This window comes from Ensifer sp. VA4, from assembly GCF_055710065.1.
Window position 1 is genome coordinate 362,246 of record NZ_JBVQPO010000004.1, and the last position, 16,183, is coordinate 378,428.

Genomic DNA, 16,183 nt, shown 5'->3' on the forward strand with positions numbered 1-16,183 from the left:
ACCAAGAAAAACCGGGGCCGTTGCCGACCCCGGTGCCGCATCTCCTGAAGAGAAGAGGCCGCCCGTCTTGCGGGCGGCCCCGTTTTTTACTGCTGCCAGCTCTTGACCAGATCGTCGTAGTTGACGGTCTGCGGCTTTTCCTTCTCGTTCTCGACCTTCAGCTGCGGAGCGAGGTTGCCCTTGGAAACGGCGTCCTGGTTCCAGTATTCGAGATCGTGCTCTTCAGCGAGCTTCGGACCGATGTCGCCCTGGACGCCTGAGCGTTCGAGACGGGAGAGAACCTTCTCCTGCTCGGCGCACAGCGAGTCCATGGCTTCCTGGGCGGTCTTCGCACCCGAGGAGGCATCGCCGATCGCCTGCCACCAAAGCTGGGCCAGCTTCGGATAGTCAGGAACGTTCGTGCCGGTCGGCGACCACTGCAGGCGGGCCGGCGAACGGTAGAACTCGATCAGACCGCCGAGCTTCGGAGCGCGGTCGGTGAAGCTCTTGTGGTCGAGTGTCGACTGGCGGATGAAGGTGAGGCCAACATGGCTCTTCTTCACGTCGACGGTCTTCGAGGTTACGAACTGCGCATAGAGCCATGCGGCCTTGGCGCGATCGTCGGGGGTGGACTTCAGCAGCGTCCAGGAACCGGCGTCCTGGTAACCGAGCTTCATGCCGTCCTTCCAGTAGACGCCGTGCGGGCTCGGAGCGAAACGCCACTTCGGCGTACCGTCTTCGTTGACCACAGGCAGACCAGCCTTGACGAAGTCGGCGGTAAACGCCGTGTAGGTGAACATCTGCTGGGCGATTTCACCCTGCGACGGAACCGGGCCGGACTCCGAGAAGGTCATGCCCTGGGCGGCAGCCGGTGCATAGGCCTTCATCCAGTCGAGATACTTCTGGATCGAGTAGACCGCGGCAGGGCCGTTGGTGTCGCCGCCACGGGCAACACAGGAGCCGACCGGACGCGAATTCTCGTCGACCTTGATGCCCCACTCGTCGACGGGCTTGCCGTTCGGGATGCCCTTGTCGCCGTTGCCGGCCATCGACAGCCAGGCGTCGGTGAAGCGCCAGCCAAGCGACGGGTCCTTCTTGCCGTAGTCCATGTGGCCATAGACCTTCTTGCCGTCGACTTCGCGACCGGTGAAGAACTCGGCGATGTCTTCGTAAGCGGACCAGTTGACCGGAACGCCGAGGTCGTAGCCGTACTTCGCCTTGAAGTCGGCCTTGTTCTTCTCGTCGTTGAACCAGTCGTAGCGGAACCAGTAGAGGTTCGCGAACTGCTGATCGGGAAGCTGGTAGAGCTTGCCGTCCGGCGCGGTCGTGAAGGACTTGCCGATGAAGTCGTCGATGTCGATGTTCGGGTTGGTGACGTCCTTGCCTTCATTGGCCATGAAGTCGGTCAGGCTGCGGGCCTGCTGGTAGCGCCAATGGGTGCCGATCAGGTCCGAGTCGTTGATGTAGGCGTCGTAGACGTTTTCGCCCGACTGCATCTGCGTCTGCAGCTTTTCGACGACGTCGCCTTCGCCGATCAGGTCGTGGGTGATCTTGATGCCGGTGATGTCGGAGAAGGCCTTGGCGAGAACCTTCGATTCGTATTCATGGGTGGTGATCGTTTCGGAAACGACCTTGATCTCCATGCCGGCGAAGGGCTTGGCCGCATCGACGAACCATTGCATTTCGGCTTCTTGGGCCGCGCGGTCGAGTGACGACATGTCGCCGATCTCGCTGTCGAGGAACTTCTTCGCCTCGTCCATGCCGGCGAATGCCGTGCCGGTAAAGGCCAGCAGCATTGCTGCCGTCGTAGTCAAAAGATGCCGTCGCATAATTCCCTCCCTTAGGTTTGCGAGTGCGGTTCTTTAGGTTTTGACGGGCCGCTACCCAGCGGCCCGTCAAATCGGTTCGCCTCAGACGTAGCGGAAGACGCCGACGGCATAGACCAGGGAGAGCGCGAGCGCCCACCACAGGTTCTGTCCGCCGACGAAGCCGAGCCATGCAAGGTGAATGAAGGCGCTGCCGAGCAATGACACGAAGAGGCGATCGCCCCGCGTGGTCTCGAAGCGCAGGATGCCGACGCGCGGATTGCCGCCCGGCGAGGCATATTCCCAGACTGCCATCATCGACAGCAGTGCGAAGATGGTGAGGAAGAACATGGCCGACGGGAACGACCAGGCCATCCAGCCGCCGGCTACCAGCGGCGCGAACCAGTCGCGCGCGCCGTCCTTGATCGGCAGCATGCTCATGAGCAGCCCGGCGACGGCGGCATAGACGACGAGAACGGCGGCGAAGGGCAGTTGCCAACGGGCCTTGCGATTGGGTTGAGCGGTCATCATACCCTCCCGAGGGCAAAGCCCTTGGCGATGTAGTTGCGAACGAAATAGATCACGAGCGCGCCCGGAATGATGGTGAGCACGCCGGCAGCGGCCAGCACGCCCCAGTCGAGGCCAGAGGCGGAAACCGTGCGGGTCATGGTGGCAGCGATCGGCTTCGCGTCGGTGGTCGTCAGCGTGCGGGCAAGCAGGAGTTCGACCCAGGAGAACATGAAGCAGAAGAAGGCGGCGACACCGATGCCAGAGGCGATCAGCGGCATGAAGATCTTCACGAAGAAGCGCGGGAACGAATAGCCGTCGATATAGGCGGTTTCGTCGATTTCCTTCGGCACGCCCGACATGAAACCTTCCAGGATCCAGACGGCGAGCGGCACGTTGAACAGGCAGTGGGCGAGTGCCACGGCGATGTGCGTGTCGATCAGGCCGAAAGCCGAATAGAGCTGGAAGAAGGGTAGCGCGAAGACCGCGGGCGGCGCCATGCGGTTGGTCAACAGCCAGAAGAACAGGTGCTTGTCGCCGAGGAAGCGGTAGCGCGAGAAGGCGTAGGCCGCCGGCAGCGCTGCCGTCACCGAGATCACCGTGTTCATGACGACGTAGATGATCGAGTTGATGTAGCCGTTGTACCAGGACGGATCGGTGAAGATCACCTGGTAGTTCCGGAGCGTCGGGTTCTGCGGCCAGAGCGAGAAGGTGCTGAGGATCTCGCTCGTCTCCTTGAAGCTCATGTTGACGAGCCAGTAGATCGGCAGCAGCAGGAAGACGATGTAGATCGTCGGCACCAGCCAGGAAAGGCGTTCGGTAAGCGGTTGTGTCTGCATGTTGGTTCTCCTCCCGCTCACGTCAGCCTTGCGCGTCGCTCGTGGTCATCACGGTGTAGAAGATCCACGAGAGCAGCAGGATGATGAGGAAGTAGATGATCGATAGCGCTGCCGCCGGACCGAGGTCGAACTGGCCAATGGCCGTCTTGACGAGGTCGATCGACAGGAAGGTGGTGGAGTTGCCCGGGCCGCCGCCGGTGACGACGAAGGGCTCGGTATAGATCATGAAACTGTCCATGAAGCGCAGCAGGAAGGCGATCAAAAGCACGCGCTTCATCTTCGGCAGCTGGATGTAGCGGAACACCGACCAGCGCGAGGCGCCGTCGATTTTGGCCGCCTGGTAGTAGGCGTCGGGGATCGAGACGAGGCCGGCATAGCAGAGCAGCACGACGAGGCTCGTCCAGTGCCAGACGTCCATGACGATCAGCGTCACCCAGGCGGCGACGGGGTTCTGCACGTAGTTGTAGTTGATACCCATGCCTTCGAGCGTGCGGCCGAGCAGGCCGATGTCGACGCGGCCGAAGACCTGCCAGATGGTGCCGACGACATTCCACGGGATCAGCAGCGGCAATGCCATCAGGACGAGGCAGACCGGCACGCCGAGACCTTTCTTCGGCATGTTGAGCGCGATGATGATGCCGAGCGGGATTTCGATCGCGAGAATGATCGCTGAGAAGATCAGGTTGCGGGTGAGCGCATCCCAGAACCGGTCGGACGTCAGCACCTGGACGTACCAGTCGGTGCCGGCCCAGAAGAACTCGTTGTTGCCGAAGGTGTCCTGGACGGAATAGTTGACGACGGTCATCAGCGGGATGACGGCCGAGAAGGCGACCAGCACGAGGACCGGCAGCACCATGAACCAGGCCTTGTTGTTCCAGGTTTTCTCCATGGTCAGGCCTCCTCGCCGACGCGCCAGGAATCGGCGTAGATGTTGATGGCTTTCGGATCGAAGCGGACGCGCGGATCGGCGGGGATCTCGCCGTCCTCGTCGACGATGATCGAGATCGGCTGATCGGCGAAGCGGGCGCGTACGATCTTGTGGCGGCCGATGTCCTCGACCTTGGTGATTGCGACCGGCATGCCCTCGCGGCCGATCGAAACGAATTCCGGGCGGATGCCGAGCTCGGTCTTGGCGCCGGCCTTGACCTTGGGCAGGAAGTTCAAGGCCACATGTTCGCCGCCGACGGTGGCGGTGTTGCCGTCGAGATTGACCGGCAGCACGTTCATGCCCGGCGAACCGATGAAGTAGCCGACGAAGGTATGGCGCGGACGCTCGAAGAGCTCGGCCGGCGTGCCGATCTGGACGATCTGGCCGTCATACATGACGACGACCTTGTCGGCGAAGGTCAGTGCCTCGGTCTGGTCGTGGGTGACGTAGACCATGGTGAAGCCGAACTGCTTGTGCAGCCGCTTGATCTGCGAACGCAGCACCCACTTCATTTCCGGATCGATGACGGTGAGCGGCTCGTCGAACAGGATGGCGCTGACGTCATTGCGCACGAGGCCGCGGCCGAGCGAGATCTTCTGCTTCTGGTCGGCGGTAAGCCCGCGGGCGGTCTTCTTCGCCCAGCCGCCGAGACCGATCATTTCGATCGTTTCCTTGACGCGGCGGTCGACCTCGGCTTCCGGCACGTGCCGGTTGCGCAACGGGAAGGCCAGATTGTCGTAGACGGTCATCGTGTCGTAGATCACCGGGAACTGGAACACCTGGGCGATGTTGCGTTCCTGGGTGGAGAGATGCGTCACGTCCTTGCCGTCGAAGAGGATGCGCCCTTCCGACGGGTTGATCAGGCCGGAGATGATGTTGAGCAGCGTGGTCTTGCCGCAGCCGGACGGGCCGAGCAGTGCATAGGCGCCGCCGTCGTTCCATTCGTGATGCACTTCCTTCAGCGCGTAGTCGTTTTCCGACTTCGGTTTGGCGCCGTAGGCGTGGCGGATATGTTCCAGGTTGATGCGTGCCATGTTTTCCTCCCAGCGCCTCCTTTAGGCTGCGCCGCCGATGGCGCGTCCATCAGGCCCGAAGGCCATGAGATGGCGGGTGTCGACGAAGACCTCGAGGGTCGCGTCCGGTTCGATGTCGTGAACGCCCGGCGCGAGCATGACCCAGCGCGCATTGGCGAAGCCGACGTGAATGAAGCTTTCCGAGCCGGCGATCTCCGAGATCGCCGTCTTGACCGTAAGCGGGTTGCCGCCGCCGTTCGGCCGGTCGAAGGAGATGTGGTGCGGCTGGAAGGCGACGGTGCAGGGACCGTCGCCAATCGCCGTCAGATGCGTCGGCACGGCGAGCACGGACTTGCCGTCGAGCGTGAAGGCCGAGCCGGTCTTGACGAGTTCGATCGTGTTCAGCGGCGGGTCGGCGAAGGTGCGGGCGGTGATGAGATCGATCGGACGACGGTAGACGTCGATCGTCTTGCCGAACTGGGTGACGCGACCCTGGCTGAGGGCTGCCGTATTGCCGCCGAGCAGCAACGCTTCCGATGGCTCGGTGGTGGCATAGACGAAGATGGCGCCGGACGCGGCGAAGATCTTCGGCAGTTCCTCGCGCAGTTCCTCGCGCAGCTTGTAGTCGAGATTGGCGAGCGGTTCGTCGAGCAGCACGAGATCGGCATTCTTGACGATGGCGCGCGCCAGCGCGGTGCGCTGCTGCTGCCCGCCCGAGAGGTTCAGGGGCGTACGGTCGAGATAGGGCGTCAGCTTCAGGAGCTCGGCTGCTTTGCGGACTTCGCGGTCAATGGTGGCGGTATCGGCGCCGCTGATGCGCATCGGCGAGGCGATGTTCTCATAGACGGTCATCGCCGGGTAGTTGATGAACTGCTGGTAGACCATGGCGACGGAGCGCTTCTGCACCGGCAGGCCGGTGACGTCGGTACCGTCGAAGATCAGTGAACCGGAGGCGGGCTTGTCGAGACCGGCCATCAGCCGCATCAGCGACGTCTTGCCGGAAAGGGTCGGGCCGAGCAGCACATTGAGCGACCCCCTCTCCAGCACCAGGTCGGTCGGGTAGATATGCGTCTCCCCGCCCACGACCTTGGATATCTTCTTCATTTCAAGCATTGAATTCTCCACCCAGCCATCGGCAGTCCAGAGCGTTTCCACGCCGGCGCGGAAACGCTCTACCTCATCGTCTTTCGCATTTCCGGACGCAGAACCGCTGCGCGCTTTTGCTGGAAATGCTCTTGAATGCGAGCGTTTTCAGGCGGCTGCGTTGGCCGCGCCCCGCATGTACTCCTCCAGTGCTGCCGCCTCGCCGGGCGTCAGCTTCAATCCCAGTTTCGTCCGGCGCCACAGCACGTCCTCGGCGTGCCGCGCCCATTCCTTCGTCATCAGCCACCTGACCTCGGCCTCGTAGAGATCCGCGCCGAAATGGTGGCCGAGTGCGGCCTCGCTCGAAGCAGAACCGAGGAGCACGGCGGCGCGTGTGCCGTAGAGGCGCACCAGGCGTCGCGCGTGTGCCGGCGCAAGGAAGGGATATTGTTTTTGCAGCCCTGCGACTTCATCGGCATAGCCCTGCGCGGGAAAATCTCCGCCCGGCAAGGTCGAGCCGGCGGTCCATTTCGATCCCTTGACGCCGATTGCCTCACCGATCTTCTCAAGCGCGGATTCGCCGAGGCGGCGGTAGGTCGTGAGCTTGCCGCCGAAGACGTTGAGCAGCGGCGCCGCACCCTTGTCGCCCTCGACCCGCAGCACGTAGTCGCGGGTTGCCTCCTGCGCCTTGCTGGCGCCGTCGTCATAGAGGGGGCGCACGGCGGAGTAGGTCCAGACGATGTCGTCCTTCGTCACCGGCTCCAGGAAATACTCGCTTGCGGCCTTGCAGAGATAGTCGACCTCGGCGTCGCTGATGCGGACATCGGCCGGGTTGCCGGGGTAGTCGCGATCGGTGGTGCCGATCAGCGTGAAGTCTTCTTCATAGGGGATGGCGAACATGATGCGGCCATCCGGGTTCTGGAAGAAATAGGCGCGCGGATCGTCGAACTTCTTCTTCACGACGATGTGGCTGCCCTGGACGAGGCGGACATTGTGAACGTCGTTCTTGCCGAGCGCGCCGGAGAGCACCGTGTCGACCCAGGGGCCGGCCGCATTGATGAGCATGCGGGCCCGCAGGGTCTTGCGTTCGCCGCTCGTCTGGTCTTCGGTCTCGACGGTCCAGAGCGCGCCATTGCGCCGTGCCGAGACGACGCGGGTGCGGGCCATGATCACCGCACCGCGGTCGGCGGCGTCGCGGGCGTTCAATACGACGAGGCGGGCGTCGTTGACCCAGCCGTCGGAATACTCGAACGCCTTGTTGAACAGGCGCTTCAGCGGCTTGCCGGCCGGATCGCGGTTCATGTCCAGCGTCGCCGTCGGCGGCAACAGCTTGCGGCCGCCGATGTGATCATAAAGGAAGAGGCCGAGGCGGATGAGCCAGGCCGGACGCAGGCCGCCCTTATGGTACGGCAGCACGAAACGCATCGGCCAGATGACGTGCGGCGCCATCGCCCACAACACTTCCCGCTCCATCAGCGCCTCGCGCACGAGGCGGAACTCATAATGCTCGAGATAGCGCAGGCCGCCATGAATGAGCTTGGTGGAGCCGGAAGAGGTGCCGGAAGCGAAATCGTTCATTTCGGCCAAGGCGACCGAATATCCGCGGCCGACCGCGTCGCGCGCGATACCGCATCCGTTGATGCCGCCGCCGATGACGAAGACGTCGTAGATTGTCTGCTCTGACACTGTCTGTTTCCTCTCCACTTTTCGCGGCGCACAAATTGATGCGTCAGCGAAAGTGAAATCAGTTAAAACGAAAACATATCGAATGTCAAACGAATGCTCCCCGAATCTTTAGGGGTGCCTAAACCTCCCGTCTCAGGCATCGGTTTCGATCAGCCGAACGTCCTGTTCGGCGCAGATTTTCCTGACGTTTTCGAGCGTGCAGCGATCGGTGATGAAGGTCTGAACCTGCGAGATATGACCGATGCGCACCGGCGCGGTTCTTTCGAACTTGGTCGAGTCGGAAACGAGGATGACATGGCGCGCATTGGCGATGATTGCCTGTGCGACCTTCACTTCGCGGAAATCGAAATCGAGAAGCGCGCCGTCATGGTCGATTGCCGAGGCGCCGATGACGGCAAAATCGACCTTGAACTGTTTGATGAAGTCGACGGCGGCTTCGCCAACGATGCCGCCATCGGAGCCACGCACGACGCCGCCGGTGATCACCACCTCGATCGAGGGGAAGACACGTAAGCGATTGGCGACATTTATATTGTTGGTGATGACCATCAGTTCCTTGTGGTCGAGAAGGGCCTCGCCCACGGCCTCGGTCGTCGTGCCGATATTGATGAACAGCGAGGCATTGTCGGGAATGAGTTCGGCGGCGGCCTTGCCGATTGCCTGTTTCTCTGGCGCTGCGATCTGGCGGCGGGCATCATATTTGACGTTTTCCTTGCCGCTCGGGAAGATCGCGCCGCCGTGGATGCGGTTCAAAACCTTGGCGTCGCAAAGGTCGTTCAGGTCCTTTCGGATGGTTTGCGGCGTGACGGAAAAGCGCTGCGCCAGCTCCTCCACGAGCACGCGACCCTCGCTCTTTGCCAGTTCCAGGATCTCCGCCTGCCGACCCGTCAGATACATTCCATCCTCCCCATTTTCGTTTTGTTTCATAATATGCAAAAACGAAAGTCGCGCAATTTCATAAATTGGCGTTTATCGTGAAACCGGTTTCGCCATGGTTTAAAATGCGGGAGCGCGTTGCATTCGTTTCGGCGATGGGCGACGCTGCCCTGAGGAGCGAAGAGGGGAAAGACATGTTTCATCCGGCCTTGTTCAAGGGAATGACCGTCGTCGTCACCGGGGCCGGGCGCGGCATCGGGCTGGAGGTCGCGCGGCAATTCCTGGACTGCGGCGCGCGCGTGCTCGTCCATGCCGGCCGGTCTATCGGCGAGCTGCCCGACTTTCTCGAATCGGCGGCGACCGAGGGGCGGGCGCATGTGGTGACGGCGGATTTTCTGGCGCCGGATGGCGTCGAGAGTTTGGCCGAGGTGGTGCGGAGCCGGTTCGAAAGCGTCGATATCCTCATCAACAATGCCGGCACAATGGTCGGCCGTTTCCCCGCGGCGGAGCTTACCGACGAGCAATACCAGACCGTCGTCCAGCTCAACCAGACAGCGGTCGTCGAGATGACGCGGGCGATGCTGCCATTGCTGCGGAAGGGCACGCATCCGGCGATCGTCAATACCGTGTCGATCTCGGCGGTCACGGGCGGCAGTGCCGGCTCCTCGATCTATTCGGCCACCAAGGCTTTCGTCGCCACCTATTCCAAGGCGCTGGCGCGCGAGCTCGCGCCCGAGGGCATCCGGGTCAACTGCGTTTCGCCCGGCACGATCACCACCGACTTTCATCAACGTTATTCGTCGCCGGAAAAGCTGGAGGCGACCCGCAAGACCATTCCGCTCGGCCGGCTGGGAACGGCGGAGGATTGCGCACCGGCCTACCTTTTCCTCGCCTCGCATGTGCTGTCGGGTTACATCACGGGCCAGGTGCTGGAGGTGAATGGCGGGCAATTGATCGCTTGAGTATGTGTTTGCGGTCGCATTCGCCCCTCATCCCCCTGCCGGGACCTTCTCCCCGCAGGCGGGGAGGAGGGACAAGCTGCACCGTTTGAACCATCGTTAATGCCGCCTGCGGCGCGTCCCCTCTCGCCGCACGCGGGGAGAGGGCCAGGGTGAGGGGCGAACCCGTTAGGGTGAGGGGCAGGGCAGTCCCCGAAGGGTAGACATGATCGATAAGCTGGAAATGTTCCTCGTTCTCGCGCGCGAACGGCACTTCGGCCGCGCGGCGGAGGAGTGTGGGGTGACGCAGCCGACGTTGTCGGCCGCCATTCGTCAGCTCGAGGATCAGCTCGGCGTCATGCTCGTCAGCCGCGGTTCGCGTTTCCGAGGACTGACGCCCGAGGGACAGCGGGTGCTCGAATGGGCGCGCCGCATCGTCGGAGATACCCGGACGATGCGGGAGGAGATGCGGGCGGCGCGCAAGGGTCTTTCCGGCCATATCCGCCTGGCGGCAGTGCCGACGACGCTTGCCATGGTGCCGATGATCACCGCGCCCTTCCAGGAAAAGCACCCCGACGTCACCTTCTCCGTGCAGTCGACGACATCGGTGCAGGTCCTGGCGCTGCTCGAAAATCTCGAGATCGACGCCGGATTGACCTATCTGGAGAACGAACCGCTCGGCCGCGTGACCAGCGTTCCCCTCCAGGTCGAGCGTTACCACCTCGTCACCGCTGCCGGGACGCCGCTTTCGGAGCGGGAAAGCGTGACCTGGAAAGAGGTTAGCGACGTTCGGCTTTGTCTATTGACGGCCGACATGCAGAACCGCCGCATCATCAACCAGCATTTTACGGAAGCCGGCGCCGTTGCCAGTCCGACGCTCGAATCAAACTCGATGATCGTACTTTTTTCGCATGTACGGACCGGTCGCTGGGCCAGCATCATGCCGTTCAACGTCGCGAAATCATTCGGTTTTCATGAGGACATCCGGATGATTCCGATCGTCGATCCGGATGCCCGCCACACGGTTGGCCTGGTAGCGACGCATCGCGAGCCGTTTACGCCACTCGTCTCGGCTCTGCTGCATGAGGCGCGCATTCTCGGCGAGCGAAATCAGGTTCAATAGATTTTTTCTATCGATCGACGGAACAGCGTTATTGACCCATTGGGGCATAAGCGCGAAGCTTTTTTAATCATGGCCGGAGACCGCCGGGGAACGGCCTCCTTGAGACAAGTGAAATGTCGGCTGGGCCGGTTGCCCGTTTCGGGTGCCGCCATCCTAGCCCACGAGCCGGGAGGGCTCCCGTTGAATATCCATCAGCCGCGCGCCGATATCGCGGAAACCACGCTCGCCATCGTCGAGGAGCTGAAGGGGCTCGAAGGGCCGCTGCTTCCGATCCTGCACGGGATCCAGGAAGAGTTCGGCTATGTGCCGCAGGAATGTCTGCCGCTGATTGCGCGCGAGCTCAACCTGTCGCGCGCCGAAGTCTATGGGGTGATGACCTTCTACCATGACTTCCGGGAGCATCCGGCCGGGCGCCACGTGCTGAAGCTCTGTCGTGCCGAGGCCTGCCAGTCGATGGGTGGAGATCAGCTTGCCGAGCGGGCAAAGCGGCTGCTCGGCATCGACTTTCACCAGACGACGCCGGACGGCGCGGTGACGCTGGAGCCGGTCTACTGCCTCGGGCTCTGTTCCTGCGCACCCTCCGCCATGCTCGACGGAGAGGTGCATGCCCGGGTCGATGCCGCCGAACTGGAAGTGCTCGTTCAGGAGGCGCGTCGATGACGGTGAAGATCTATATCCCGCGGGACGCGGCCGCCGTGGCGCTCGGCGCCGAGAAGGTCGTGACGGCGATGAGCGAGGCGATCGCTTCGCGCGGTCTCGATGCGGTGATCGTGCGCAATGGTTCGCGTGGCATGCACTGGCTGGAACCGCTGGTCGAAGTGGAGACGGCCGAGGGCCGGATTGCCTATGGCCCGATCAAGGCGCGCGACGTTGCCTCGCTCCTCGATGCCGGCCTGCTGGACGGCGGTGATCACGCGCTCTGTCTCGGCAAGACCGAGGAGATCCCCTTTCTCAAGCAGCAGACGCGGCTGACCTTTGCCCGCTGCGGCATCATCGATCCCCTGTCGCTCGACGATTACCAGGCCCATGGCGGGCTTGCGGGTCTGCGCAATGCCATCGCGCTGACACCTCAAGGTATCGTTGCGCAGGTGACCGAGAGCGGGCTTCGCGGCCGCGGCGGCGCCGGCTTCCCGACCGGCATCAAGTGGAAGACGGTTCTCGATGCTGCGGGTGACCGCAAATACATCGTCTGCAACGCCGACGAGGGCGACAGCGGCACCTTTGCCGACCGAATGATCATGGAGGGTGATCCCTTCGTGCTGATCGAGGGCATGGCAATTGCCGGGATCGCGACCGGCGCCACCAAGGGCTTCATCTATACCCGCTCCGAATACCCGCATGCGATCACGGTGATGGCAGAGGCGATCGAGATCGCGCGCAAGGCGGGCGTGCTCGGACCCTCGGTGCTCGGGTCGGGCCGGGCCTTCGACATGGAGGTGCGCACCGGCGCCGGCGCCTATGTCTGCGGCGAGGAAACCGCGCTGTTGAACAGCCTCGAAGGCAAACGCGGCATCGTCCGCGCCAAGCCGCCGCTTCCGGCCCATAAGGGCCTCTTCGACTGTCCGACCGTCATCAACAACGTGATTTCGCTCGCCTCGGTGCCCATTATCATGGACAAGGGCGCAGCCTTCTACCGCGACTTCGGCATGGGCCGATCGCGCGGCACGATCCCGATCCAGATCGCCGGCAATGTCAAACATGCCGGTCTGTTTGAAACCGCCTTCGGCCTGGCGCTGGGTGAAATCGTCGATCAGATCGGCGGCGGCACGGCGAGCGGCCGGCCGGTGAAAGCGGTACAGGTCGGCGGTCCGCTCGGCGCCTACTTCCCGCGGGCGCTGTTCGACACGCCGTTCGACTACGAGGCCTTTGCCGCGCGTGACGGCCTCATCGGCCATGCCGGCATCGTCGTCTTCGACGACACGGTCGACATGCTGCACCAGGCCCGTTTCGCGATGGAATTCTGTGCGGTCGAAAGCTGCGGCAAGTGCACGCCCTGCCGCATCGGTTCGACCCGCGGCGTCGAGGTCGCCGACAAGATCGCAGCCGGCATCGAACCGGAGAAGAACCGCGAACTGCTTGCCGATCTCTGCAACACCATGAAGTTCGGGTCGCTCTGTGCGCTCGGCGGCTTTACGCCCTATCCCGTGATGAGCGCCATGACCCATTTCCCGGATGATTTTCAGCCGGCGCCGGCGGTGGAGGCTGCGGAATGATTGTGTTGGAGCAGTTCACCCCCCTCTGGCCTGCCGGCCATCTCCCCCACACGGGGGGAGATCGACCCGCGGCTGACCTTTCGCCCCGGCAGGAACGGTTCCGCAGGCCGAACGTTTCAATCGTTATGCAACGCGCGCCACATCTTTTCTCCCCCCTTGTGGGGGAGATGGCCGGCAGGCCAGAGGGGGGTAACGCCGCCCTCTTGAACGCATCTTCTCTGGAGGCCCGCTAATGTCCCTCATTCATGAAATTGACTTCGGCACTCCCGCTTCCAAGTCCGAAAAGCTGGTGACGCTGACGATCGATGGCCGCGAGGTCACGGTGCCCGAGGGTACCTCGATCATGCGCGCGGCGATGGATGCGGGCATCGAGGTGCCGAAGCTCTGCGCCTCCGACATGATGGATGCCTTCGGTTCCTGCCGGCTCTGTCTCGTCGAGATCAAGGGACGCGCCGGCATGCCGGCCTCCTGCACCACGCCGGTGGCGGCCGGCATCGAAGTCTCCACCCAGACGCCGCGGCTGAAGGACGTTCGCCGCGGGGTGATGGAACTCTACATCTCCGACCACCCGCTCGACTGTCTGACCTGTGCAGCCAATGGCGATTGTGAACTGCAGGACATGGCCGGCGCCGTGGGGCTGCGCGACGTGCGCTACGGCTACGACGGCGAGAACCACGTCACCGCCCGCAACAATGGCGAAATCAACGCCAAGTGGATGCCCAAGGACGAGTCCAATCCCTATTTCACCTATGATCCGGCGAAATGCATCGTCTGCTCGCGCTGCGTGCGCGCCTGCGAGGAAGTGCAGGGTACCTTTGCGCTGACGATCGGCGGCCGCGGATTCGACAGCCGCGTTTCGGCCGGCATGGCGGAAGACTTCATGTCGTCGGAATGCGTTTCCTGCGGCGCCTGCGTGCAGGCCTGCCCGACGGCGACGCTGACGGAGAAATCGGTCATCGAGATCGGCCAGCCGGAGCACTCCGTCGTCACCACCTGCGCCTATTGCGGCGTCGGCTGCTCGTTCAAGGCGGAAATGCGCGGCGAGGAACTGGTGCGCATGGTGCCGTGGAAGGACGGCCAGGCGAACCGCGGCCATTCCTGCGTCAAAGGCCGCTTTGCCTATGGTTATTCCAACCACAAGGACCGCATCCTCAATCCGATGATCCGCGAGAAGGTCAGCGATCCCTGGCGCGAGGTCACCTGGGAGGAGGCCTATGCGCATGTGGCCTCCGAGTTCCGGCGGATCCAGTACCAATACGGCCGTGATTCCGTCGGCGGCATCACCTCGTCGCGCTGCACCAATGAAGAGACCTATCTGGTGCAGAAGCTGGTACGCGCCGGCTTCGGCAACAACAATGTCGATACCTGCGCCCGCGTGTGCCATTCGCCGACCGGCTACGGTCTCGGCCAGGCCTTCGGCACGTCGGCCGGCACGCAGAACTTCGACAGTGTCGAGTTCACCGATGTCGCCGTCATCATCGGCGCCAACCCGACCGACGGCCATCCGGTCTTCGGCTCGCGGTTGAAGAAGCGGCTGCGCGAAGGCGCCAAGCTGATCGTCATCGATCCACGCCGCACCGACATCGTGCGCTCGCCGCATGTGGAAGCCGCCTATCACCTGCCGCTGCAGCCCGGCACCAATGTCGCGGTCCTGACGGCAATGGCGCATGTGATCGTCACCGAGGGGCTTGCGGACGAGAAATTCATCCGCGAGCGCTGCGACTGGTCGGAGTACGAGGACTGGGCCGCCTTCGTCGCCGAACCGCACCACAGTCCGGAGGCGACCGAAGCCTATACCGGCGTGCCTGCCGAGCTCGTGCGCGGCGCCGCGCGGCTCTATGCCACCGGCGGCAACGGTGCGATCTATTATGGCCTCGGCGTCACCGAGCACAGCCAGGGATCGACGACGGTCATGGCGATCGCCAACCTCGCCATGGTCACCGGCAATATCGGCCGCCCTGGTGTCGGCGTGAATCCGCTGCGCGGCCAGAACAACGTGCAGGGCTCCTGCGACATGGGTTCGTTCCCGCACGAACTTCCGGGCTATCGCCATATCTCCGACGATGCGACCCGCGAGACCTTCGAGAAGCTCTGGGGCGTCGAGATTTCCAGCGAGCCTGGCCTGCGCATCCCCAACATGCTCGATGCCGCCGTCGACGGCACCTTCAAGGCCCTCTACATCCAGGGCGAGGACATCCTGCAGTCGGATCCGGACACCAAGCATGTGGCCGCCGGTCTCGCCGCGATGGAATGTGTCGTCGTGCACGACCTGTTCCTCAACGAAACCGCGAACTATGCCCATGTCTTCTTGCCGGGCTCGACCTTCCTGGAGAAGGACGGCACCTTCACCAATGCCGAGCGCCGGATCAACCGGGTGCGCAAGGTGATGACGCCGAAGAACGGCTATGCCGACTGGGAGGTGACGCAGAAGCTCGCCCAGGCGATGGGCCTCAATTGGAACTATCGCCACCCGTCCGAGATCATGGACGAGATTGCCGCGACGACGCCGAGCTTCGCGCTGGTCTCCTACGACTATCTCGAAAAGATGGGCTCGGTGCAGTGGCCCTGCAACGAGGCGCATCCCGAGGGTTCGCCGATCATGCATGTCGACGGCTTCGTGCGCGGCAAGGGCAAGTTCATCCGCACCGAATATGTCGCGACCGACGAGCGCACCGGCCCGCGCTTCCCGCTGCTGCTCACCACCGGCCGTATCCTCAGCCAGTACAACGTCGGCGCCCAGACGCGGCGCACGGACAATGTCGCCTGGCACGCGGAGGACCGGCTGGAGATCCATCCGCACGATGCCGAACAGCGCGGCATCCGCGATGGCGACTGGGTGCGGCTTGCCAGCCGCTCGGGCGAGACGACCCTGCGCTCGCTGATCACCGATCGCGTGGCGCCCGGCGTCGTCTACACCACCTTCCACCACCCGTCGACGCAGGCGAACGTCATCACGACAGACTTCTCCGATTGGGCCACCAACTGCCCGGAATACAAGGTGACGGCGGTGCAGGTGATGCCGTCGAACGGTCCGTCCGACTGGCAGGTGGACTACGACGAGCAGGCCCGCCAGTCACGCCGGATTGTCGGCAAGCTGGAGGCGGCGGAGTAACGAGCCATGGCGTTGTGCGCGTGGAACTTACCCCCCTCTGCCCTGCCGGGCATCTCCCCCACAAGGGGGGAGATCACGGAG

General features: G+C 63.3%; 13 protein-coding genes. 5 read left to right on the top strand and 8 right to left on the bottom strand.

The features are described from left to right. Positions 1-86 precede the first annotated feature (86 nt). The 8 genes from AC0C6X_RS08915 to AC0C6X_RS08950 form a co-directional block, all read right to left on the bottom strand. On the bottom strand, positions 87-1,808 hold the full coding sequence (locus AC0C6X_RS08915; RefSeq protein WP_173517716.1) for an ABC transporter substrate-binding protein: 1,722 nt from the start codon (positions 1,806-1,808) through the stop codon (positions 87-89). 81 nt (positions 1,809-1,889) lie between these two features. Then, complete coding sequence (locus AC0C6X_RS08920) at positions 1,890-2,312, bottom strand: DUF2160 domain-containing protein (protein WP_173517715.1); 423 nt, start codon at positions 2,310-2,312, stop codon at positions 1,890-1,892. Continuing rightward, positions 2,312-3,130 carry a carbohydrate ABC transporter permease gene (locus tag AC0C6X_RS08925; protein WP_173517714.1) on the bottom strand — a complete coding sequence of 273 codons (819 nt, stop codon included), beginning with the start codon at positions 3,128-3,130 and terminating at the stop codon, positions 2,312-2,314. The genes AC0C6X_RS08920 and AC0C6X_RS08925 overlap by 1 nt, the downstream gene beginning before the upstream one ends. A gap of 22 nt (positions 3,131-3,152) precedes the next feature. Then, positions 3,153-4,019, bottom strand: a complete 867-nt coding sequence (locus AC0C6X_RS08930) for a carbohydrate ABC transporter permease (RefSeq protein ID WP_173517713.1) — start codon at positions 4,017-4,019, stop codon at positions 3,153-3,155. Positions 4,020-4,021: 2 nt separating this feature from the next. Next, positions 4,022-5,092, bottom strand: a complete 1,071-nt coding sequence (locus AC0C6X_RS08935) for an ABC transporter ATP-binding protein (RefSeq protein ID WP_173517712.1) — start codon at positions 5,090-5,092, stop codon at positions 4,022-4,024. Positions 5,093-5,113: 21 nt separating this feature from the next. Next, positions 5,114-6,184 carry an ABC transporter ATP-binding protein gene (locus AC0C6X_RS08940; RefSeq protein ID WP_472952627.1) on the bottom strand — a complete coding sequence of 357 codons (1,071 nt, stop codon included), beginning with the start codon at positions 6,182-6,184 and terminating at the stop codon, positions 5,114-5,116. Positions 6,185-6,322: 138 nt separating this feature from the next. Then, a complete protein-coding gene (gene glpD / locus AC0C6X_RS08945) occupies positions 6,323-7,840 on the bottom strand; it encodes a glycerol-3-phosphate dehydrogenase (protein ID WP_472952630.1) in 1,518 nt (505 codons plus the stop codon). Between the two features lie 132 nt (positions 7,841-7,972). After that, positions 7,973-8,737, bottom strand: a complete 765-nt coding sequence (locus AC0C6X_RS08950; RefSeq protein WP_077967971.1) for a DeoR/GlpR family DNA-binding transcription regulator — start codon at positions 8,735-8,737, stop codon at positions 7,973-7,975. A 173-nt stretch (positions 8,738-8,910) separates the two neighbouring features. On the opposite strand from AC0C6X_RS08950, the gene AC0C6X_RS08955 reads away from it, so the two are divergent. The 5 genes from AC0C6X_RS08955 (at position 8,911) to fdhF (ending at position 16,102) form a co-directional block, all read left to right on the top strand. Next, positions 8,911-9,678 (top strand): SDR family NAD(P)-dependent oxidoreductase, encoded by a 768-nt coding sequence (locus AC0C6X_RS08955; protein WP_173517709.1) that lies wholly within the window; start codon positions 8,911-8,913, stop codon positions 9,676-9,678. A 202-nt stretch (positions 9,679-9,880) separates the two neighbouring features. After that, on the top strand, positions 9,881-10,777 hold the full coding sequence (locus AC0C6X_RS08960) for a LysR family transcriptional regulator (RefSeq protein WP_472952633.1): 897 nt from the start codon (positions 9,881-9,883) through the stop codon (positions 10,775-10,777). A gap of 180 nt (positions 10,778-10,957) precedes the next feature. Continuing rightward, complete coding sequence (locus AC0C6X_RS08965; RefSeq protein WP_173517707.1) at positions 10,958-11,437, top strand: formate dehydrogenase subunit gamma; 480 nt, start codon at positions 10,958-10,960, stop codon at positions 11,435-11,437. Then, entirely contained in the window at positions 11,434-12,990 is a 1,557-nt protein-coding gene (locus tag AC0C6X_RS08970; RefSeq protein ID WP_472952634.1) for a formate dehydrogenase beta subunit, read from the top strand. The genes AC0C6X_RS08965 and AC0C6X_RS08970 overlap by 4 nt, the downstream gene beginning before the upstream one ends. A gap of 232 nt (positions 12,991-13,222) precedes the next feature. After that, complete coding sequence (gene fdhF / locus AC0C6X_RS08975) at positions 13,223-16,102, top strand: formate dehydrogenase subunit alpha (protein ID WP_472952638.1); 2,880 nt, start codon at positions 13,223-13,225, stop codon at positions 16,100-16,102. The last annotated feature ends 81 nt before the right edge of the window (positions 16,103-16,183 follow it).